This window comes from Sphingomonas sp. CCH21-G11 (assembly GCF_001555965.1).
Classification (GTDB): Bacteria; Pseudomonadota; Alphaproteobacteria; order Sphingomonadales; family Sphingomonadaceae; genus Sphingomonas.
This window is the reverse complement of record NZ_LSHX01000056.1, coordinates 20,758-41,917: the sequence shown is the minus strand read 5'-3', so window position 1 is coordinate 41,917 and position 21,160 is coordinate 20,758. Positions and strand designations below refer to the sequence as shown.

Sequence of the window (21,160 nt, the reverse complement as noted above, 5' to 3'; positions counted from 1 at the left end):
GCGTATATTCGCGTCAGGAGAAACGACCATGGCAAGCGCAGCATTCACCCATCATGCGGCCCCGGCAGCAGCAGGCCTGCAGACCTTTTCGAGCGACGGCGACCGCAAGCGTCTGACCGGCGCGGCGGTCAAGGCCGTGCTGCGGCTCGTCGATGCCTGGGGTGGCAGCAATGCCGAAGGCGCCGCGCTGCTCGGCGTATCCGAGAGCACATGGGACCGGATCAAGGCTGGCAAATGGGACGGCACCCTGAGCCAGGACCAACTGACCCGCGCCTCGGCCCTGATCGGTGTCTTCAAGGGACTGCACCTGCTGTTCGCAGACGGAATGGCCGACCGCTGGCCGCGCTTGCCCAACCGGGCGCCCGTCTTCGGCGCAAAGTCGCCGGTCGAGGCGATGATTGAAGGCGGCATTCCCCGTATGCTCGAAACCCGGCAGTATATCGACGCGCTGCGTGGCGGGCTCTGAGCCGCAATCCGCACTGCCGCTGGTGCGTGAAGCATTCCCGCGCACCATCAGGCTTGTGGCCAGCGCGCGGCTGCGCGAAGCCGTGCTCGCGCCGCTGGCCGACGATCCCGACGAGTTGGCGCTGCTTGCCGAGATCGAAGGCGCGACCAGCGGGCGGTTGGTTGCCGAGGAACGCGGGCTTGGCGCGCTCAGCCCCGAAGAACTGGTTCATGGCGTGCCACATGCTCGCTTCATCAACGCCAGCTTCGCCTATGCCAAACCGCGCGAGCCGATGCGCTTCAACCCTGCAGACCGCGGTGCATGGTATGCGGCGCTGGCGGTTGAAACCTGCATTGCCGAAGTGGGGCACCACCTGACCAAGGCACTCGCTGACGCAGGCGACTTCAACGCGGTTGTCGAATATGGCGAAATGCTGGCGAGCATGGCCGGCGTATTCGTTGACCTGCGCGAGGCAGCGGGTCATCCCGCGCTCGATGCCGACCCCGCGACCGGATATGCCGCTGGCAATGTTCTAGCCGCGCAGGCACGCGTCGAGGGCCACAACGGCATCATCTACGCCTCGGTCCGCCACGCAGGCGGCACCTGCATCGCTGCGCTCTGGCCAAACGTCGTGCAGTCGGTGGTGCAAGGCGCAATGGTTCGGCTGACTTGGTCGGGCACACCGGATTATGCGTGGGAGCCGATCTAACGATCTGCGCCAGGCTGTCCGTCTCTTCGCCAAGGCCTGCACGCCCCAACTCCCCGCTTGCCAACCTCTCCGAAGCTCACCGACCTAAGCGTAAACGAAGCGGAGTTGCGCCATGTCGGCTGCCAAAATCCTGTGGGGTCAAATCGTCGCGGTGCTGATCATCATTGTTGCGAGCGTTTGGTCCGCAACCCAGTGGACAGCCTCGGCGCTCGGTTTCCAGCCAGACCTCGGCGTGCCCTGGTTCCACTTGTTCGGCCATCCGGTCTATCGCCCCTATGACCTGTTCTGGTGGTGGTTCTCGTTCGACGCCTACGCTCCGCAGATTTTCGATACCGGGGGGATGATCGCCACCTCGGGCGGGTTCGTGGCAATCGTGGTCGCCATCGCGATGTCCGTTTGGCGCGGCCGCGAGAACCGCAACGCCAACACCTACGGAACCGCACGCTGGGCAACCCGCGATGACATCCGCAAGGCCGGATTACTGGCAGACACCGGGGTAGTGCTTGGCCAGTTTCAGAACAACTACCTTCGCCACGACGGGGCTGAACATGTCCTGTGCTTTGCTCCGACACGCTCCGGCAAAGGCGTCGGCCTGGTAATCCCGACCCTGCTGACCTGGTCGGGCTCGGCGATCGTGCATGACATCAAGGGCGAGAACTGGGATGTCACTGCCGGTTTTCGCAGCACGTTCAGCCGAACCCTGCGTTTCGATCCGACCAGCCTTGAATCGTCCGCTTACAACCCGCTCCTCGAAGTGCGCCGCGGCCTCAATGAGGTGCGCGACGTGCAGAACATCGCTGATATCCTGGTCGATCCGGAAGGCAGTCTCGAGAAGCGCAATCACTGGGAAAAGACCAGCCACGCGCTGCTGGTCGGCGCAATCCTTCATGTCCTTTACGCCGGTGCCGACAAATCGCTCGCTGGCGTCGCGGCTTTCCTCTCCAATCCCGACGAGACCATTGAGAACACGCTTTATGCGATGATGGACACCCCGCATCTCGGTGAATCGGGCCCGCACCCGGTCGTTGCCAGCGCAGCGCGCGAACTGCTCAACAAGTCTGACAACGAGCGGTCAGGCGTGCTGTCGACCGCAATGTCCTTTCTGGGCCTTTATCGCGATCCGGTGATCGCCAAGGTCACCAGCCATTCGGATTGGCGGATCGCCGATCTCGTCAGCGGCCGGCCGACTTCGCTCTATCTGGTCGTGCCGCCATCCGACATCAGCCGCACCAAGCCCCTGATCCGCCTTATCCTCAACCAGATTGGCCGCCGCCTCACAGAAGAGTTCGATCCTGCTACCAAGCGCCAGCGCGTGCTGCTTATGCTGGATGAGTTCCCCGCGCTCGGCCGGCTCGATTTCTTCGAGAGCGCCCTCGCCTTCATGGCGGGCTACGGCCTCAAGGCGTTCCTAATTGCACAGTCCCTGAACCAGATTGAGCGCGCCTACGGGCAAAACAATGCCATCCTCGACAATTGCCATGTTCGCGTGGCCTTTGCGACCAACGATGAGCGCACGGCCAAGCGGGTCTCCGAAGCGCTGGGCACAACCACCGAACAGCGGTCGATGAAGAATTATGCCGGGCACCGGCTGTCACCCTGGCTTGGCCACTTGATGATCTCGCGCTCCGAAACGGCGCGCGCACTCCTCACGCCCGGCGAAATTCTGCAACTGCCGCAGACCGACGAGGTTGTGCTCCTATCTGGGGCGCCCCCGGTCAAGGCGAAGAAGGCACGCTATTACGCCGACCCTCGACTGCAGTCTCGAGTGTTGCCCGCCCCCGGGAGCTGCGGCCAACGCGCAGACGCGCGGGCCACCGACGATTGGAGCGCTCTGCCCCCGATTGAGCCAGACCCCAAATCATCCAAAGAGGCAGGCCGCAGGATCGATCCTGCCAATGGCGGCTTGCGGCGCGAGCCTGACCTCCCCGAACATGTCGAAGTGGTTGCGCGGCCCAAGTCTCCTGCAGCGGAATTCGACTTTGCTGAGGCTGACGGCGCAGACCCTGACCAATCAGCCGCAAACGGTGAACGCATCCGGCGCACTATGGAGCGCGGCGCACGGCAGGCCTCGCTCGACCTCGGCGACGGGATCGAACTGTGAAGCTGAAGCGTACGTTTCGGCTGCCACCCGACGTGATCGACCAACTTGCCGAGTTCGCAATGCGCAGGCGCGTCGGCCAGCCCGATGTCGTGGAGGCCGCTCTGCGGTCTTTCATGTCGCCCGACAATCCTGAGCAGCTCGAAGCAGCGCTCAGCCGCCGCCTCGACCGCATCGACCGGCGGCTTGGACAACTCGATCAGCAGACCGAGATAACCACCGAAGCCTTGGCATTGTTCGTACGGTTCTGGCTTACCGCCAATCCGCCACTGCCGGATAGTGGCCTTGCCGCAGCGCAAGCGCAGGGCAAGGAGCGGTATGAGGGGTTTGTCGAGGCACTTGCGCGCCGATTGGAGGGACGATCCCGATTGAGCGATTTTCGAATTTAGAAAGGGCGGCATTCGCCAACAAGATGTACATTCGACACCCACCTGATGGAATAGCCATCCCAGCGTGCGCTCGGCACGATGGCGCTACAGCACAATAAGGGGCGCGTCATGGGCGCCTTTCCTACCTGCTAGCTATCCACGCTTCAGCACAACAATGCTCGTGAAGACCTCGCAGCGATTGAACTGCGGAAACAGGGCTGAAAGGCCTTGGTCATATGGGCGTGCGGGACTAGGAAAGAGGATGAAATGAGGCAGACTTTCTCGCAATTTATGGATGATGCGCAATGAAGGCGATCGAACTGTTCGCAGGGGCTGGCGGTCTCGGCATCGGGATAAGTAGGGCGGGTTTCAAGCCTGAGCGCATTGTCGAATGGGAGCCGAATTGCCAGCGTACCCTTCTTGCCAATCGGCATGCTAGTCAATCGGACGCGAAACGTTGGCCGCTCGAAATCGAGCGTGACGTTCGCGACGCCGACTTCACGGCGCACGAGGGCAAGATCGAGCTGGTATCCGGCGGCCCCCCCTGCCAGCCTTTCTCCGTTGGTGGCCGACACCGCGCACAAGCGGACCGGCGCGACATGTTTCCGGAGGCGGTTCGCGCGGTGCGGGAGGCCAAACCGCGAGCCTTCATTTTCGAGAATGTCCGAGGCCTGACCCGGGCCAGCTTCAGTTCCTATTACGAATACATCAAGCTGCAGATGCAGTACCCCGAGCTCGTCGCAATGGACGACGAGGACTGGTCGACGCATCTGCGCAGGCTCGAACGGCATCACACGAGTTCGCGGGCGGAACGCGGATTGGAATACCGGCTCGTTGCGGAGGTATTAAACGCGGCCGACTATGGCGTGCCCCAGAAACGGCATCGGGTGTTCTTCGTGGGCTTCCGGAAGGATCAGGGAATCGAATGGTCTTTCCCCGAAGCTTCGCACTCGCAGGAAGCCCTTTTGTGGGAGCAGGCGCACGGGGATTACTTCGAACGACATCGCGTGCCCAAGGCGGAGCGGTGGTCGAACGCAGAGCGCATGAGGGCCCGAGCGGATCGGCTGATCGAAAGACCTGCGGAGTTGCCTTGGCTGACCGTACGCGATGCCCTGGCGACCTTACCCGACCCCGAGCACAACCCCGCCGAAATCTCCGGCATTTCCGGTCACAGGTTTCAACCTGGCGCCCGCAGCTATCCCGGCCACACCGGCAGCCCATTGGATGACGCCGCGAAGGCATTGAAGGCCGGCGTTCACGGCGTCCCAGGGGGAGAAAACATGCTCGCTCGGCCCGATGGATCAGTTCGTTATTTCACGGTCAGGGAAAGTGCTCGACTTCAGACCTTCCCCGACACTTATCGGATTGAGGGCGTCTGGTCCGAGGCGATGCGGCAGCTTGGCAACGCGGTGCCGGTTACCCTCGCCGAACGCGTGGCGCGCAGTGTCGCCCTTGCCCTGAAGAGCGCGGAAAGCACCAAGCAATAGGCATGTCGCGGGATCCTTCACTAACGAAGGCGAGCAAGATCCTCGCCGAGATCGAGGCGCTGCTTGCCGCCACCGAGAGCGCGGAACTGACAACCCCGGCGCGCAAGAAGCTGGTCAGCAGCGTGGACGCGATGCGGGATCGTCTTGAGCGACTCACGCGCAAGATCGATCCCAACGAGTTGCCCGACGCTTTCTTTGACCCGGCGGAGCCCAGTCTCATCGGAAATTTCGTGGCGCTTGCGATGGTGGCACAGGACCGCAAGCCGCTCGGTAGCCTGACCCGCTTTTACGGGTCCGGCGTCTACGCGATCTATTACACAGGTCCCAATCCGCTTTACGCGCCGATCAGCGGAACCGAGACGCCGATTTATGTCGGTAAGGCGGATCCGAAGGGGAATCCCAAGACAGCGATCGATCAGGGGACGAAGCTTGCAGACCGCCTCAACGAGCATCGCCGAAACATCGAGAAGGTCTCTGGCATCGAGCTTGAAGACTTCGAATGCAGGGCGCTCGCTGTTCAGACAGGCTATCAGGCGGCGGCCGAAAGTCACCTGATCCGGATGTTCCGGCCGATCTGGAACAACGAGACAGGGATTCTCTACGGGCTCGGAAAGCACGGTGATGACGCCACCACGCGAGCCAACAACAAGTCACCCTTCGATACGGTCCATCCCGGACGCAAGTGGGCCGCTGGGAGCCCCGAAAATCAGACGGTCGCCGAGATCGAGGCGAAAGTGCGCGACCATTTCCGGTCCGCGACGGTGTTCCGGGACAGAAACGCGGTGCTTCAGGCATTCGTCGATAACATCAAGCGAGAAGACCGCCTCGATCGCCACGACCCCGCCGCTGCACCCAAGGGCGAAGACTAGACTCAACCTAGCTCGGCTTCGCTTCTCCAGCGCTCCATCCCATCACGCTTGCGTCATCTCCAAGGCTTAACGGTTCTTGTCGCGAGCATGGCTTTGGCGAGATCTCGACCATCTGAAAGCCTGCAACTGGCAACGACGCGGCCGTAGCTCTGCCCATCTGCCGAACACCGCATTGCCGGTGCGCGCACGATGATATGACCGGTGTCGCGCTGGCCCTTCAGCCCGCCGAGTAGCCGGACCAATGCATCCCTTGCCGCAACTGCGGAGGCCGCTGGGCATGGGTGTCCCCGAGAGCAAGTCTCGTCCATTTCGCGAGCTGCAATACCGGCGATGCGGATCTTTGGCCCCTCTTTGCACCAGATAGGGCCGTCCCCATCCCAGACGGCAACGGGTGTGCAGGCAAAAGTTGCAGCCGAGGCGAGCGCCAGAATTCCCATTGGTCGTGTCCTGTGTTCGCAATGGTCAGCTTACGCCGCCTCGCGGCCTTGCTGATCGCGATTGTCGTTGTCGGGTTGTGCCTTTCGAGATGCTCCCATGGAAAGAAACGCGCACAAGCGCTCCTCATCCTTTGCCATCCTGTATTTCGGTTCTTGGGTGAGGTCAGACCGTATGGCGTCAAGCTTAGCCCTCAGCTTTCCCGTCCTATCGTCGCTATACAAGGCGTCCCTCGTCCCAAACCTGCGAAGCATATGGCCAAAGGCGAGCAGCAATTCCGGGTGCTGATGAATGAGATGATGGCCTAGCTCGGCGAAGCTCTTGTATCGGAACCCCACCGGCTTCCCTGCCCTCGCACTCTCGATCAGATGGACGATGCGCGTGGCTGTCTGCAGATCAGGGTATTCCCCTTCGAGGCCGAAGCCTATGGAACGAAGGCGATCGTTAAGAAGCAGCCATGCCTTGTGCCGTGGCAGGTAGACGTCATCACGCGAGGCATCGAGAACGAAATAAAGCACTTGCTCGCGCAGCTCATTCTCCCGGTCCTCCCGGGCTTGCCTTTCAGCCGCCTCGGCAGCGGCGATCCTTTCCATGCGGGCCGCTCTGAGTTCTTCGCGGAGTCTTGCCGCCTCCTGCCCATAGTCGAACGCGATAATGGTCTGGCGGTCCACATCGACCGTGACCTCATCCCAGCAGACCAGGCGCTCGACCCACTCATCGACGATCTCATCGCCCTGAATGATCGGCTTGCGGTACCAGCATGTCATGATGAAGCTTCCTGCCGCTTCGGACGCCACAGCACTTCTTTCATCGACCACGAAAACGTTGGAGTTGTTGCCGAAAAGGATGTCGTCATCCGTCATGCGACGATAGCTCGGATGGAAGTACGGCAAGACCCAGACGAGCGCCGCCCCTTCGGCCCGATAGAACTCCTTCCGGCTCAGCACGACGTCCATGAACGTGGTGCTCAGCTGCACTTCAAAGGCTAGTCTGTCGGTGTCCGTCCGCGCCGAAACGTCAGGCCGACGCAGTCCGGTCAGACCTTCGCCCGCTCTCCAAGTCCTTTCTGACGCAACGTCCTTGAACCGTGGGTCGGCCGTGAGGCTCCGCAGAAGAAGTGCCTTGACCTGCTTGTGCCCCCCGCTCTCCTGAGCGCCGCGGTACTTCATTGCCCTGATATCGGCTTCGCTCAGCTCCGTTCGAGTGACAGCGGGGCACGAGCCATCTTCATGGCGATGCCGGAAGAAGAACCGCTTGGTCGTACTGCAAGCCAGATAGACCGGAACACCGCAGGTCGCGCAGACCAAGCGTGCTTCGTCACGTTTGACGAGCGCCTTGAGTCTCTGGCGCAGCAGGATTGCGCGTTCATACCGGAATGCCCGGATCAACCGGCGGACATTTAGCACATGGCCAGTTCGCGGGTTCCTGACCGCGTCAATCTCCGGCCTTGTAACCGCCGATGCCCATGCCAGCGGATCGACTGTCGTGTTTCCAACCATGGTCATGTCCTTTCCTTGAGGCAGCAGACATACCTCGCGCGGCGAAGCTAATAGCGTTCCAGTCGCGACCCCGTTTGTTTGAGCCCCCAGCGTCGTTCGACATAGAATTCGAGCGACCTGCGGACCTCGAAGCTCAGGACCTCCTGCGTGAACCCAAATTCTAGCCGGACAGCCGCCTGCTGCTCTTCTGTAAGGCTGCTCAGCGGCCGAAGCCTGATTTCGATGAGATCGTCCCAGTCAGCATCGCGCGGAAGGTCTTCGCCGACCGGCGTCACGTCGAAAGTGCTGTCAGGATGGACCCGGACCGGAACATAATCGCGCCATTCGCGGTGGTGGAAACTCCAGGCCCGAACGTGCAGGCGCTCGCCGTCGGAGGCAAAATGCGCCGGCGCGATCCATTGGTTCTGGCGCAGTCCACTAGACATCGACACATAGCCGATTTCGATCTTCTGCCGCTGCTCGATCGCCTGCCACAGACGCCGCATTACAAATGGCGGGCATTGCCGGGCCGGAGAAGGCAGAACAGACAGCCCGCTCAATGTGGGATGGCCGACAAACTCATCCGGTGAGCCTGCATCCTCCACAAAAGGCAGGCCGCGATGGTGGGGGTCGGCAACATAACACTTTCGGACCGTGTCATAGCGAGGCTTCGGCTCTGCAACCCGCTCGAGATATTCCCTCAGATCGATTGCTGCCTGCGGAGACGAGATCCCGAAACGCTCGATGAGGTCCTTGCGATTCACCTGTCCTCGCCATGTCAGGCACCGGTCGAGATAGACCAGGCGGGCAAGCATTGCTGGCTTGAGTGCGGGATCGTCCATGTCCGAACCCTACTTGACGCACCATCACACGTCTATATAAAATTTATATGCACTTGGATTCGAGGACAGATTAATGCGCATTCTGCACACCAGCGACTGGCATCTGGGCCGACAGTTCCATGGCATGTCTCTCGATGATGACCACGAGCACATCCTCGTCCAGATCCTCGCAATGATCGATGATGAGCGTCCCGATGTCGTGATCATCGCCGGCGACATTTTTGATCGGGCAAACCCGCCCCAAAGCGCGATCACCCGCCTCTCGCAGTTCCTCACAACGGTGCGGGCAGCATCCGATGCAGCGATCGTTATGATCGCGGGCAACCACGATTCCGCTGCGCAGATCGGTGCAATGGGCGTTCTTGCAGATGGCGGCGCAGCGATTGTGCGCGGACCACTGGATGAAGATGAGCGGCCCCTCGTGATTTCCGATGCCGATGGGCCGGTGGCCATTTCCGCCCTGCCCTTTGCCTTCGAATATGCCGCGCGTCTGTGTTTCGAAGACAACGCTATCGCCTGCCCTGCGGACGTCATCCGGGCCCAGCTTGCCAGCGCTCGCAAGCACGTGGCCGAGGGAATGCGTTGGGTTGTCGTCGCACACGCCTTTGTCGACGGCGCGGCCACCAGCGAAAGCGAGCGCCCCTTGACGCGCATGGTCGGCGGGATTGAGACCGTGTCGGCGGCGGCCTTCGAGGGCGCGCACTATGTGGCGCTAGGGCACCTACACCGCCCGCAACCGGTCGGACAGGATCACATCCGTTATTCCGGCGCGCCTATGGCATTCGGCTTCGATGAAGAGGGGCAGCAGAAGTCAGTCAGCCTGATCGATCTTGCAGCCGACGGCTCTGCCACGGTGACCGAAGTGCCGCTACGGCCGCTGCGTCAGGTCAGAACCATTCGGGGCAAACTGCTTGAGCTCCTTGCTGCCAGCGAAGTCTCCAACGATATCGTTCGCGTCGTTCTAACCGACGAAACGCCGCAGATTGATCCCATGAAGAGGATCCGGGCCGTGTACCCCAATGCGGTCCAGCTCGCTTACGAACGCAGCGAGCGGCCCGTCGTGCAGCGCCTCGAGGAACAGCGCGCGGCGATCGATGACCCACATGCCCTCTCTTCCACGTTCCTCAATTTCATCCGCGGCGAGCTGCTGACCGAGGCAGAAGGACAGATTGTCGCCTCCGCACTTCGAGCGTTCGAGACAACGGAGGATGACCAATGAGGCCGATCAAGCTGACCCTGAGCGCTTTCGGCCCTTATGGGGGGACTGAGACCGTCGATTTTCGCGAGGCAACGGATGCCGGCCTCTTCGGGATCTACGGCCCTACGGGCTCGGGCAAGTCGTCGATCTTCAGCGCGATTGCCTTTGCCCTGTTTGGCGAGGGCGCAAAGGAAGAGCAGGGCATAGGGACCATGAGGTCTGATTTCGCGCCTGACGACCTCCTCACTGAAGTCAGCCTGCAATTCGAATTGGGGACAAAGCGCTATTATGTCAGGCGTATACCTGACCAGATGCGTCCCAAGACAAAGGGCGAGGGATTTACCGCGCAGTCGCACGCTGCCTGGCTCTTTGACGTGTCTGATATCGCCATCGATGATGTCGGTCCGGATTGCTGCGGGACCCCGCTGGCAGAACGCAAGGTCGGCGCCGTCCTCAGCCATGTCGAAGGTCTTCTCGGCTATGGCGCACAGCAGTTCCGCCAGATTGTCCTGTTGCCGCAAGGCAGGTTCGAGCGTTTCCTGGTGTCGAACAGCAAGGACCGCCTCGAAATTCTGCGGGAGCTGTTCGACGTCTCTCTCTACCGCCGGCTCACCGAAAAGCTCAAAGCCGATGCCGCAAACGTCAGGCGCGAGATCGAAGATGGCTATCGCCTTCACGGGAGCCGCCTTCAGACCGAGGGCTTTAACAGCTCGGACGAGCTCAATGACGGCATTGCCTTGGCACTCGAGCGATATGAGTTTGCCCAATTGGCGGTTTCCGAGACGGCGACCGTGCTCACAGTGGCAAACAAGGCATACGCGGCCGCCGAAGAGCAGGAAAAACGGTTTGTCGAGGTCGAGGCCGCATCCGCTGCACTCAAGCAGCTCGAAGGGCAGGGCCTGACTTTTGAGGCGATGCGAACCCGCAAATCCCGGGCGGAGCTGGCGCGGCGCATATCGGATCTCGACGCCACCGTTGCCGATGCCCAGAGGCGCTACAGGGCAGCGATTGAAGCACACTCCAACGCTGAAATGGCCGCCAGTGAAGCAAGCGCTTCTCTTTCGGCAGCGAGCGCGATGCTGCTCGATCTTCGCTCCCGCGAACATGAGATCGAAGACTTTGCGCGCAAGATCGACCAGCTGAACCGCCACAAGCAAGTTCTGGTGGATGCCGCCGAGCGTCTGGCTGACCTTGAAGCCGCCGAGGCGGGGCTGGAACGAGCAAAACAGGCTCACTCCCAAGCCGCCGACGCTGAGGCAAAGGCTGCTGATCTCTGCGAAGAGAAGGAGACGGCGCTCGCGGCAGCCCAAGCGAATGGTCTTGAGCGACAGAAGCTGAACGGAACTCGCGATGGTTTGAAGAGCGAGCTCGATGCAGCGCAGGCCTCCGCAAAGGCGACGCAAGATGTGGAATTGTCGCAGGAGGCCTGCGACAAGGCATCGACCATTGCCCGCAACGCGCAGGCTCGCCATATCGAAGCAGTCGCTGTCGCCGAGACACACGAGCGCGCCTTTCTTTCGGCCCAGGCCAGCGTCCTTGCCCAGCGATTGCAGAACGGGCACCCCTGCCCGGTTTGCGGCGCCAGCGACCACCCCGAACCGGCGCATGGTTCAGGCGATGCCGGTGCACTCGAAAAGGCGTGGCGCGATGCTCAGGGCGGAGCCCAAGCCGCGGCCAAGGCCGATCGTGAGGCCCAAGCGGCCGCCAGTTCGGCCGGTGCCACACTCGACGCAAAGCGTGCAGTCCTGGACGGACTTGCGGAGCCGAAGCGCAGCGCGAGCGACATCGATGGCGAGTTGCAGCTTATTCTTGATCAGATCGATGCTTTGGGCGCACACGTCGACATCGGCCTTCTCACCCAGGAACTGGATGACGCACGCAAGCGCAAGCTGGCAGCGACAGAGACCCTCCAAAAGGCTCGCGACGCGTTCGGGGGTGCCACGACTGCAGAGGCATTGGCCCGACAAGCTTACGACGAGAAGATTGCATCAGTCCCCGAAAATCTGCGCCAGCAAGACGGTCTGCAGGCCGCAATCGATGCCGCCACCGGAAACTTGAGCGGCCGGAAGCAGGCCCTTGCTGATGCCGATGCGAAGCAGCGCGAGCTAGATGCCATTGCTATCAAAGCAGCAGCCGCACTGCAGAGCGCTGCGACTGCGGTCAGCGACACCGAGATCGACCTCGCCGCAAAGCAAACAGCATTTGAAGCCCGCCTTACCGAGCTTGGGATGGCCGAGGCAGAATATCGCGCGGCGATCCCCGATATTGCCGAAATTCCCGCACTGGAGAAGGCTATCGCGGGCTTTGACACTGCCCTTGTTGAAGCCCGCGCACGAGAAACGATGGCAAGAAACGCGGTCGGCAACGCGCAGCGGCAAAGCCTTGAGCCCTATCGTCTGAGCTGCGTTCAAGCACAGGCGGGGGCAGACGAGGCGGTTCAGCATAGCGCTGCTGCTCAGCAGAAGCACCAATCGCTTGTCGATCTGCAGATCAGTCTGAAAGATCAGCTTGGGAACCTTCAAGCCCTTGAGCATTCCTCGGGCGCGCTGCGAGGAATTGCAGAAGCCTTCGACGGTCAGAACGAGATGCGGACCAGTCTCGAAACATTCGCTATCGGTGCGATGTTCGATCAGGTTCTCGAAGCAGCGAACCTGCGCCTCGATCCGATGACCATCGGTCGATATCGGTTTGAGCGCGACACCGAGAGCATCGGGGGTCGCTCAAAGCGAGGACTGGACGTCCGAGTTCATGATATCGAGACGGGCCGTGCCCGCGAAATTATCACGCTTTCCGGCGGCGAAACTTTCATCGCGGCCTTGTCCCTGGCACTCGGGCTGTCCGACATCGTCGAGATGACAAACGGTGCCATCAGGCTCGACACCATTTTCATCGATGAAGGCTTCGGCAGCCTAGACACCGATAACGACGCTGGAACGCTCGATCAGGTTCTGCAGGTGCTTCAGAATATCGTGGGCGAACGGCGCGCCGTGGGCCTCATCTCGCATGTGCCGTTGGTGCAACAGGCTGTTCCCAATGGATTTACAGTGCACAAGGGTGCCAATGGAAGCCAGATCGAAGTAAGGTCGGCATGAAGCCGCAACGTGAGACCTTGCTCACTTCGAGGACAATACATGGAACAAGCAGGGGCAAGTATGACCACAGCGCGACTGTTCGATCTAAACATCGAGAAGATCCTCGAAGCTTGGGAGAGCGCGCATGCGGTCCGTGAACTCATTGCCAATGCGATCGACGAACAAGAATTGACCGACACCCCCGACATCGAGGTCGTCAAGACCGAAGATGGCGACTGGACTATCCGCGATTTCGGACGCGGGCTCCGATACGAGCACTTCACGCAGAACGAAAACGCCGAGAAGCTCCGGAATGCCGGGAAGGTCATTGGCAAGTTTGGGGTTGGCCTGAAAGATGCGATGGCAACCCTCCATCGCAATGGTGTCGCCGTGAATATTCGATCCGCACACGGCGAGATCACCCTTGCTCAGATAGCCAAGCGCGACTTCGATGATGTTGTGACGCTCCATGCTGCGGTTCAGCCATCACCTGATCCGTCGATGGTCGGCACGACTATCATTCTGCGTGGTCTGAGCGATGAGCAGATGGAGAAGGCAAAGAGTTTCTTCCTTCGATTCTCAGAGGAGGAAGTGCTCGAGTCGACGCGCATCGGCGAGATCCTCCGACGAAAGCCGGATGTGTCCGCGCGGATCTATGTGGCTGGCCTTTTGGTCGCCGAGGAGGAGAATTTCGCGTTCTCCTACAACATCACGGCCCTCACCGAGCCGATGCGCAAGGCACTCAATCGTGAGCGTACCAACGTCGGCCGCACCGCCTATTCTGATCGCGTGAAGCAAATGCTTCTTAACGCAACGAAAGCGGAAATCGGTTCGGAGCTCGCTGACCAGCTGCAGGCGTTGCAATCTGGCCTTGGCAGCGACGAAGTTCGCTGGAAAGAGGTAGCGGTTCACGCTGTTCGCATCCTTAGCGGCAGCGGCAAATATCTGTTTGTGACTGCGGACCAATTGATGACGAATTCGTCCTCGGTAGACCACGCACGGAACGACGGGATCAAGATCATCACGATACCCGATAGCATCCAGAGAGACGTTGTCGGCATGACGGATCTCAGCGGTGAGCCGATCCGTGACCTCGGCCAATATCAGACAGAGTGGAACGATAGCTTCGTCTTCGATTTCTTGGAGCCGGGCTCCCTTTCGACCGCAGAGCGCTCGGTGTTCGACATGGTGGAAGCCATCGCCGCTCTTGTGGGCGGACTGCCCGATCATGTGCAGTCCATTCGGGTGAGCAATACGATGCGGGTGGAACTTGCAACCGGTAGCGATGCCTTAGGGCTATGGGATGGTTCCACCAAGTCGATCGTGATCCGCCGCGACCAACTCTCGTCGGTTTCGAGTTTTGCGGGCACACTTCTTCACGAGATAGTCCACGCGCGGACCGGGTTCGACGATGTCACGCGAGATTTCGAGAACGCGCTTACAGATGTGATCGGTCAGACGGCCGCCGCAGCGCTAAAGCCAGCGCGGGAACCGAAGTCGCTCTTCACCAGCCTCTTCAGCCGAGCTTGAGCAGGTCGCGAGACCACAAGGCTGGATTTGATCCAAGCAGAAGGAGAATGTGGAGATCATCTTGGACTCATGTGCGGAGCCAGCGGAAATGAACCATATCCTAAGCTGACGTGTGCGCACCAATTTCGGTCGTTGAGATGGTCTGTGCATCATCATGGAAGCTGCCATCGACAAAGTTTACTGACTGACGAAATCGATCCAATTTGAAGATGTTATCGCTCTGGATCGATAATCGGTTGCGGTGCTATACTTCCTCCATGGAGGGGACATGGCTCTATCATTCTACGAAGCAAAACAACGGCTTCTTTCTGGTCAGCCCCTTACTTGGGCGAAGTTCGGGGACCACAAGGCGGGCTCGGTGCACCTCGCCTCCGCCGGCGCGCGGCGCCTATTCCACTTCCTGCTCACCTGCGAGCAATCCAAAGTGGCCGACGCGCACGAAAGCCTTTTCGACGATCTGATTGCAGCATGGGAGCTTGAGACCTTCGATCCCGCGACCGAGACGGAAAAAAGCGGGGCGCCAACGAATGCCGGCCCCTGGCGTCTGGCCAGACTTGAAACCAGCGGCTTCGGGGGATTGAACCAGGTCGGGGGACCCGTCTTTTCCGTACCTTTCGACGGGGCAAACTGGTGCCTCGAAGGTCAGAACGGATCGGGCAAGACGTCGCTAGCCAGCGCGATCATATGGGCGATGACCGGCTATCGGTGCCGAGACCAAGACGGCCTGCATCTCGAGACCGGCATCCGAACTCCCGTCGAGAATGGTGCTGGCTCCGCGATGGGAGACTGGCCTTCTATCGTGTCCTATCCCGCCAGCGCTATCGCGTTGGCGGGCACCGCCGAGACCTGGGTGCGGCTGACCTTCCAAGATCCGGCCGGCAACACCGCCCATGCATACCGCAGACTGCTGGCTGCACCAGGCGTCCAGCCTGTGATCGAAGTCGATATCTCAGCTGATCTCCTGATGGCTCCCCAGTTGCTGGAGGTCGGCCTTCTCATGCCCGCTCGCCTCGCCCGGATCGGCTTTGGCGAGCGCAGCCAGTCGATCTACGATGCGGTCAAACTCCTGACTGGGCTCGATCAGCTGGCCGCCATTGCCGATGGCGCGGCCAATTTCACCCACCGGTCCAAGCGTTTTCTCAAATACGCGCTGGACAAGGGGGGTGAAACCATTGCGGCGCGCCTCGAAGCCGCTTTTGAACGCGCGGCCCAAACAGCGGTCACGATCGACTTCAACCTGAAAGTCGCGGGCAAGCGCGAGGAAAAGGGCTACGCTCAGGAGCTCCGCGACGCCGCGAAGACGGCTTCGGATCAGGCCGCCGCACACCTCGCCGTGCTGACCTCGGAGATCGCATCGACACTTGACACGGCGAATGCGGACGATCGTGGCACGATCAAGGCTGCGGTCAATTCGGCGCGGGCGATACTGGGCGACAGTTCTAAAGGCGTCGATGTGTTCTCTGCTTGGAAGGCGCTCGCGAATGCTCCAGGAGACGCACAATTTCAGGCGTTGCCGAATTTGCTTGCCGAAGCAAGGGCCCGGCTTGCCGAAGCAATCCTTTGGGACAAGCGACAGGCCGAGGATCAGAAGCTGCGGCTGAAGGCGCTAGCATCCCGATTCTACGAGCCGGCGCTCCATTCTCACGGAAGTGCCGATTGCCCTTTGTGCGAGGGAAAGCTGACCGGCGAGAAGCGCGCAGCGCTCGCCGATGAGCTTGCCAACCTCAAGCAGGCAGCATCCGTCGCAGAGCGGATGCTGGCCGATGTTTGTACGGAGCTCGAGAAGTCGATCCGCGATTCTGTGCCGCAGCCTGTTGATGCCCACTTTGACACCTTGTGGGCGATGCAGCCGCGCGAAGCCTTTTCAGAGGCTGCCAAGCAGGTGTTCGTCCAAGGGGCACCGTTCTCGACTGTCCTGACCGGCGTAGCAGCGTTCGCGTCAGATGCCGTTGACATCATAGCGCAGAAGCTTCCCGTCTTCGTGCACACCATGACGGTGCCGGATTCGGCCTCGCCACCGGCGGCATTTGGGCTGCTGAGCTATATCGCCAAAGTAGAGCGTGTGATGGCCTTGGCCGGGTGGTGGCAGGCGCATCGACCCCAGTTCGCGTCCGCCTGGCGCGAGATGGTGGGCAGCGCGGCAGAGGACGGAACATATCCGGCCTTCTCCATAGAGGGGAAGGTCCAGGCGCTTGAGGCGGCCCTCGAGCGCGCTGCCCCACTCGATCAACTCGCCAAGGACCTGGGAACGGCCGCGAAGGAAGCGGATTTATGGCTTCCGATCCACGAACAACAACGCGTCCGGGAATCTATAGCGACGGCGCTGATACCTCTGAAGGATCTGCGTCTGCTCGTCGCCGCACAGACCGCGGGATCGATTTCGGCGCTCTCCGAGCGCATGAAGGCAATCCTCGACCGGATCCATTTCAAGGAACGATTGTCGTTTGAGGATGCCGCCCTGGAGAAGAAGGCGGTCCTCATCGCGGGCAGCTTCGATCCCGGTGTACGCGTCGATGCGTCCCTGGTTGCCAACAGCTCCTGGTTGCGGGCAATCCTTTGGGCCTTCGTCCTCGCCGTGCGCGAGCAGGCGATCGTCGATGCTGGCGCCAATCCATTTCCTTTGATGTTGCTAGACGATCCTCAGGTTACCTTCGATCCGCGCAACAAGCGCAAATGGGCAGAGGAGATCGCCAGACTGGGCAAAGCCGATCCGATCGACATCGCGGGCGCGCAGATCCTCATGATCACGCATGAGCGCCAATTTTTTCAGATCCTGGTCAACTCGGAGAAGCTGCCCGGTCAGCAGGGCCTGGTCGTGCGCCTGTGCAACGCTTCAAAGGTAGCGACGATCATTTTCGGAGATTCTCTCGCCAGCGCCTTCGCCGACGCACTGGCCACGAACGACGACCAGAAGGGGCACGCCTATGTCCAGAAGGTCCGCATCTACCTGGAAGATCTGCTCAAGATCATGCTTCGCGCCGAGGATCCGAACATCGTCAACAAGACCCTAGACGAGCTCGCCACGCTGATGAAGGCGCGGCGCACTGCGAGCGTGCCCCCATTCACCAATCCGTCCTTCAACAAGCTGCTCGAATACATCGCGGGCGGCGGTGGCGGTAAGGCAATGGAGCATATCAATGAGGCGCATCATCATTTCGACGGCACGATCGGTGTCGCGCAGGCGATCGATGTTAGAAAGTTCTGGGAAGAAAAGGTCGAATCACGGCTTCACACCTGCTTCAAGATCTTTGCCGAATTCGAGGCCCATGTGGGCGAGCCGCGCTTGTTCGCCTGGATGGACAATGTGGTGGAGTTCCCGGCAACCGATCCCTCCGACCTCAAAGCCGTCCCGTTTTTCCATACCGGCATCGCTGCGGCAGCGAAGACCGATGGGCGCGCGGGCGACGGCCTGATCACGATGGCGGACCTGTCGGAAGTGCAGCAGGTAACGCTCTACAACCACGCCGCCTTTCAGCTTGCCGCAGGGACGCTCGATCCGGTGGCTGATATCGGCGACGTGATCATCGTGAGTAACTATGCAAAAGTGCATGAACGCAATCTCGTCGTCACCACGTTTCAGGACCAGCTGCTCGCACGTCGATACAACGAAACCGAAGTCCACCCGCATATCGCCGTGCTGACGGGCCAAGCCACCGATCCGACATCGCTCGCCCAACCCGTGATCGCTCCAAAAGAGCAGATTGACATGCGCAAGATAGTCGGCACCCTCTTTGCAAAACACCGACTGCCGACGCCGCCAAAGTCAAACAATGTGGAGTTCCTACCGCTTGCCGATTTCGCGGCGATCCATGCGATGCTCCAGAACGCCAAGCTGTTTCAAGTTGAAGGACGCAGTGCTGAACCCGTCGCGCTGGATGGCCAATACATCATCACTCATCCGGTCTCGATGACGAGCGCGGCAATTGCGCAATTGGAGGGGCGCCTGGTGATCGCTGTGGACGATGCTGGCGCCCGGTACCTCAAGCGGTTCCGACCGCACGGCCAGCTTGTTATTCTCGAGAGCCTCAACCCGGATGGAATGACGCCAGCTGAGTTGCTGAGTTTCGGTGGGGAACAGGGGCTGCCGAAATTGACAGCGTTGATGGAGGTGGTCGGAATCTTGTTCGAGCTGCCTTCATGAGGCGCTGGCCTTGTTGCTCGGGATCGCAATGGAAGGAAATAGCATGCCGGCCATGACCGATCCGATGGACGCGCTGCTCGAATTCCGCAGGGCGATCGCACAACGGGAGATTCGCGTTCAGCCAGCAGACTTCCATCCCTGGCATCTTCGTGCATGTCGATCAGCCGGCCGGCGCACCGAGATATTCCTATGCGCTGGTTGAAGACGGCGATGTCACCGCAGTCGCGCTCTTGGCACTGAATGAGCCGATCGAGGGCGTGCCGACTTTCCAGCTTGGCTACGCGGTGATGGAATCTCGGCGAGGTGGGGGGGCGCGCGCAGCGTGTCGAAGGCGGCGATCAACGAGATATGTCGCGGGCTTCGCAGGAACGGGATTCCGAAGCTGTATTTCGAGGCGGTGGTCGACGCGAGAACATCGTGTCGCTCCACATCGCTGAGAAGGTGATCGGAGGTACGCGTACCGAGTGCCTTGACCACGATTCCGCCGTGCCCGCCATCCAGTTTCAATTTCTCGTAGGTTCTAGCGCGTGAGCGCCGCGATATGAACCAACGATTCCTGTCTTCAGCTTGGCTCATTGTGACCGACGGGTGTCGAAGCCAAGAGGGCGCAGAAATGTGCCGGGGCTTCAAGCCGAGCCGAAGCAGAAGGAGCGTAAGTGTCTGATAGATAGACGTAGCCGGGCAACGCGTCTCTCGTCTCAGAACCCTCCTGATTTGGTCCGATCGAACCGGATCGCCTTCTCCGCCGAAGCGATTGCCTGGCTCAGCGAAACCCGTTCTTTGAACGCCGCCTATGCAAATAACAACGTCGTTCAATTATCTGAGTTATAGAGCGACCTAGATGTTAGCGGTGCCCACAAGGAAAAGTTGCTTGAGGCGAACATCGCCGTTCAAAACCGTTCGACGATACTCCGGTCGATGAATCTGAGCACGCTAGTGGCCATGCCTGGTAGAGCAGCTCCAGTCGGCAAAATCCTTGCTCGCACGGGCGTCGCGATCGATGCGATAGACGCAGCCGAGGCGTAGGGGGCATCATCCATCTGCGCCACGATTTCTGCCTTTTCGCTAGGCTACCATGACTGCAACAAGCTATTGCGTCTAAGCATTCCAATGTCTCTTTGATCTGCCTCACGAGCGCAGCCGATGATCGGTTGCCTCGCCGATACGAGGCAATTCATGAGCGTCATCCCCATCCAGTCGCAGGCATCGTCGCGCGGAGCGCGCATGCTGCGCACCGCGCTCGGGCCGGAGATTGCCGCCTGGCTTGAAGATGCCTCGGTCATCGAGGTCATGCTCAATCCCGATGGGCGGCTGTGGATCGATCGGCTCGGGGCCGGGATCGCCGATACGGGGAGCGGGATGTGCGCTGCCGATGGCGAGCGGATTATACGTTTGGTGGCGCATCATGTCGGAGCCGAGGTTCATGCCAGGGCGCCGCGCGTGTCGGCCGAGCTTCCCGATACGGGCGAGCGCTTCGAAGGTCTGCTCCCGCCAGTGGTCGCTGCGCCGAGCTTCGCGATCCGCAAGCCCGCTGTCGCGGTGTTCACGCTCGATGATTATGTTGCAGCGAAGATCATGTCTGCATGGCAGGCTGAGGCGCTGGTTCGCGCCGTTGCGGACCGCAAGAACATCCTGGTCGCTGGCGGCACGTCGACCGGAAAGACCACCCTCACCAACGCGCTCCTGGCCGAAGTTGCCAAGACCGATGACCGTGTCGTTTTGATCGAGGATACGCGCGAGCTGCAATGCGCAGCGCCCAACCTCGTGTCGCTGCGCACCAAGGACGGCGTTGCCACGCTCTCCGACCTGGTCCGCTCGGCCCTGCGCCTACGGCCCGACCGCATCCCGATCGGCGAGGTGCGCGGGGCGGAAGCGCTCGACCTCTTGAAGGCTTGGGGCACCGGCCATCCCGGCGGCGTCGGCACGATCCACGCGGGAACGGCGCTTGGGGTCCTGCGGCGCATGGAGCAGCTCATTCAGGAAAGCGTGGTCACCGTGCCGCGCGCGCTGATCGCCGAGACCATTGATGTGATCGCCGTCTTGGTCCGCGACGGGACCGGACGGCGCCTTACCGAACTCGCCGAGGTCACTGGGCTCGATGCCCATGGCGACTACACCCTCCGCCCCATCACACCCCCAGCCACAGGAGTTTCATCGTGATCCAGACCCTATCGCGCGCCCGTGCCCGCCTCTCCGCTGCCATGCTCGGCGGCTTCGTTGCTCTTGCGATCGCCAACCCTGCCCATGCGGCGGGCTCATCGATGCCGTGGGAGGCGCCGCTCCAGTCGATCCTCGAATCCATCCAGGGACCGGTCGCCAAGATCGTTGCGGTGATGATCATCATCGCCACCGGGCTCGCGCTCGCGTTCGGCGACACCTCGGGCGGCGCGCGGCGGATGATCCAGATCGTGTTCGGCCTGTCGATCGCGTTTGCCGCCTCCTCCTTCTTCCTGTCGTTCTTCTCGTTCGGCGGCGGGGCCTTGGTGTGA

The 21,160-nt window shown here is 61.0% G+C and carries 14 protein-coding genes; 12 read left to right on the top strand and 2 right to left on the bottom strand.

The window, feature by feature from the left end; translation table 11 throughout:
• The first annotated feature begins 28 nt into the window (after window positions 1-28).
• The 6 genes from AX676_RS16210 to AX676_RS16185 all read left to right on the top strand — a co-directional run bounded on the left by AX676_RS16210 (window position 29) and on the right by AX676_RS16185 (window position 5,976).
• Entirely contained in the window at window positions 29-466 is a 438-nt protein-coding gene (locus AX676_RS16210) for an antitoxin Xre-like helix-turn-helix domain-containing protein (protein WP_066479171.1), read from the top strand.
• Window positions 453-1,154 carry an RES family NAD+ phosphorylase gene (locus AX676_RS16205; RefSeq protein ID WP_066479168.1) on the top strand — a complete coding sequence of 234 codons (702 nt, stop codon included), beginning with the start codon at window positions 453-455 and terminating at the stop codon, window positions 1,152-1,154. The genes AX676_RS16210 and AX676_RS16205 overlap by 14 nt, the downstream gene beginning before the upstream one ends.
• 112 nt (window positions 1,155-1,266) lie before the next feature.
• Window positions 1,267-3,255, top strand: a complete 1,989-nt coding sequence (locus tag AX676_RS16200) for a conjugal transfer protein TraG (RefSeq protein WP_066479160.1) — start codon at window positions 1,267-1,269, stop codon at window positions 3,253-3,255.
• A gap of 32 nt (window positions 3,256-3,287) precedes the next feature.
• On the top strand, window positions 3,288-3,641 hold the full coding sequence (locus AX676_RS16195) for a CopG family transcriptional regulator (protein ID WP_443026065.1): 354 nt from the start codon (window positions 3,288-3,290) through the stop codon (window positions 3,639-3,641).
• Window positions 3,642-3,925: 284 nt separating this feature from the next.
• Complete coding sequence (locus tag AX676_RS16190) at window positions 3,926-5,107, top strand: DNA cytosine methyltransferase (protein WP_066479154.1); 1,182 nt, start codon at window positions 3,926-3,928, stop codon at window positions 5,105-5,107.
• Window positions 5,108-5,109: 2 nt separating this feature from the next.
• Complete coding sequence (locus AX676_RS16185) at window positions 5,110-5,976, top strand: Eco29kI family restriction endonuclease (RefSeq protein WP_066479151.1); 867 nt, start codon at window positions 5,110-5,112, stop codon at window positions 5,974-5,976.
• A 467-nt stretch (window positions 5,977-6,443) separates the two neighbouring features.
• On the opposite strand, the gene AX676_RS16180 is transcribed toward AX676_RS16185, so the two are convergent.
• Entirely contained in the window at window positions 6,444-7,916 is a 1,473-nt protein-coding gene (locus AX676_RS16180; protein ID WP_156437707.1) for a DUF6035 family protein, read from the bottom strand.
• Between the two features lie 41 nt (window positions 7,917-7,957).
• Window positions 7,958-8,731 (bottom strand): WYL domain-containing protein, encoded by a 774-nt coding sequence (locus tag AX676_RS17975; protein ID WP_156437706.1) that lies wholly within the window; start codon window positions 8,729-8,731, stop codon window positions 7,958-7,960.
• Between the two features lie 73 nt (window positions 8,732-8,804).
• Here AX676_RS17975 and AX676_RS16170 point away from each other — a divergent pair, with 73 nt between their 5' ends.
• The 6 genes from AX676_RS16170 (at window position 8,805) to AX676_RS16145 (ending at window position 21,160) form a co-directional block, all read left to right on the top strand.
• Window positions 8,805-9,950, top strand: coding sequence for an exonuclease SbcCD subunit D (locus AX676_RS16170; protein ID WP_066479142.1), 1,146 nt, complete (start codon window positions 8,805-8,807; stop codon window positions 9,948-9,950).
• A complete protein-coding gene (locus AX676_RS16165; protein WP_066479134.1) occupies window positions 9,947-13,021 on the top strand; it encodes an AAA family ATPase in 3,075 nt (1,024 codons plus the stop codon). Before AX676_RS16170 ends, AX676_RS16165 begins: the two co-directional genes overlap by 4 nt.
• A gap of 60 nt (window positions 13,022-13,081) precedes the next feature.
• A complete protein-coding gene (locus tag AX676_RS16160) occupies window positions 13,082-14,530 on the top strand; it encodes an ATP-binding protein (protein ID WP_197417031.1) in 1,449 nt (482 codons plus the stop codon).
• Window positions 14,531-14,798: 268 nt separating this feature from the next.
• Complete coding sequence (locus tag AX676_RS16155) at window positions 14,799-18,671, top strand: ATP-binding protein (RefSeq protein WP_156437704.1); 3,873 nt, start codon at window positions 14,799-14,801, stop codon at window positions 18,669-18,671.
• A 1,176-nt stretch (window positions 18,672-19,847) separates the two neighbouring features.
• On the top strand, window positions 19,848-20,831 hold the full coding sequence (gene trbB / locus AX676_RS16150; RefSeq protein WP_066479131.1) for a P-type conjugative transfer ATPase TrbB: 984 nt from the start codon (window positions 19,848-19,850) through the stop codon (window positions 20,829-20,831).
• Window positions 20,831-21,160 (top strand): TrbC/VirB2 family protein, encoded by a 330-nt coding sequence (locus AX676_RS16145; protein WP_443026067.1) that lies wholly within the window; start codon window positions 20,831-20,833, stop codon window positions 21,158-21,160. The genes trbB and AX676_RS16145 overlap by 1 nt, the downstream gene beginning before the upstream one ends.

Excerpts from the sequence above, each read along its gene's own strand:
- AX676_RS16165 (WP_066479134.1), top strand. The coding sequence starts at position 9,947 with ATGAGGCCGATCAAGCTGACCCTGAGCGCTTTCGGCCCTTATGGGGGG.
- AX676_RS16210 (WP_066479171.1), top strand. The coding sequence starts at position 29 with ATGGCAAGCGCAGCATTCACCCATCATGCGGCCCCGGCAGCAGCAGGC.
- AX676_RS16170 (WP_066479142.1), top strand. The coding sequence starts at position 8,805 with ATGCGCATTCTGCACACCAGCGACTGGCATCTGGGCCGACAGTTCCAT.
- AX676_RS17975 (WP_156437706.1), bottom strand. The coding sequence starts at position 8,731 with ATGGACGATCCCGCACTCAAGCCAGCAATGCTTGCCCGCCTGGTCTAT.
- AX676_RS16155 (WP_156437704.1), top strand. The coding sequence starts at position 14,799 with ATGGCTCTATCATTCTACGAAGCAAAACAACGGCTTCTTTCTGGTCAG.
- AX676_RS16190 (WP_066479154.1), top strand. The coding sequence starts at position 3,926 with ATGAAGGCGATCGAACTGTTCGCAGGGGCTGGCGGTCTCGGCATCGGG.
- AX676_RS16160 (WP_197417031.1), top strand. The coding sequence starts at position 13,082 with ATGACCACAGCGCGACTGTTCGATCTAAACATCGAGAAGATCCTCGAA.
- AX676_RS16185 (WP_066479151.1), top strand. The coding sequence starts at position 5,110 with ATGTCGCGGGATCCTTCACTAACGAAGGCGAGCAAGATCCTCGCCGAG.
- AX676_RS16180 (WP_156437707.1), bottom strand. The coding sequence starts at position 7,916 with ATGACCATGGTTGGAAACACGACAGTCGATCCGCTGGCATGGGCATCG.
- trbB (WP_066479131.1), top strand. The coding sequence starts at position 19,848 with ATGAGCGTCATCCCCATCCAGTCGCAGGCATCGTCGCGCGGAGCGCGC.
- AX676_RS16200 (WP_066479160.1), top strand. The coding sequence starts at position 1,267 with ATGTCGGCTGCCAAAATCCTGTGGGGTCAAATCGTCGCGGTGCTGATC.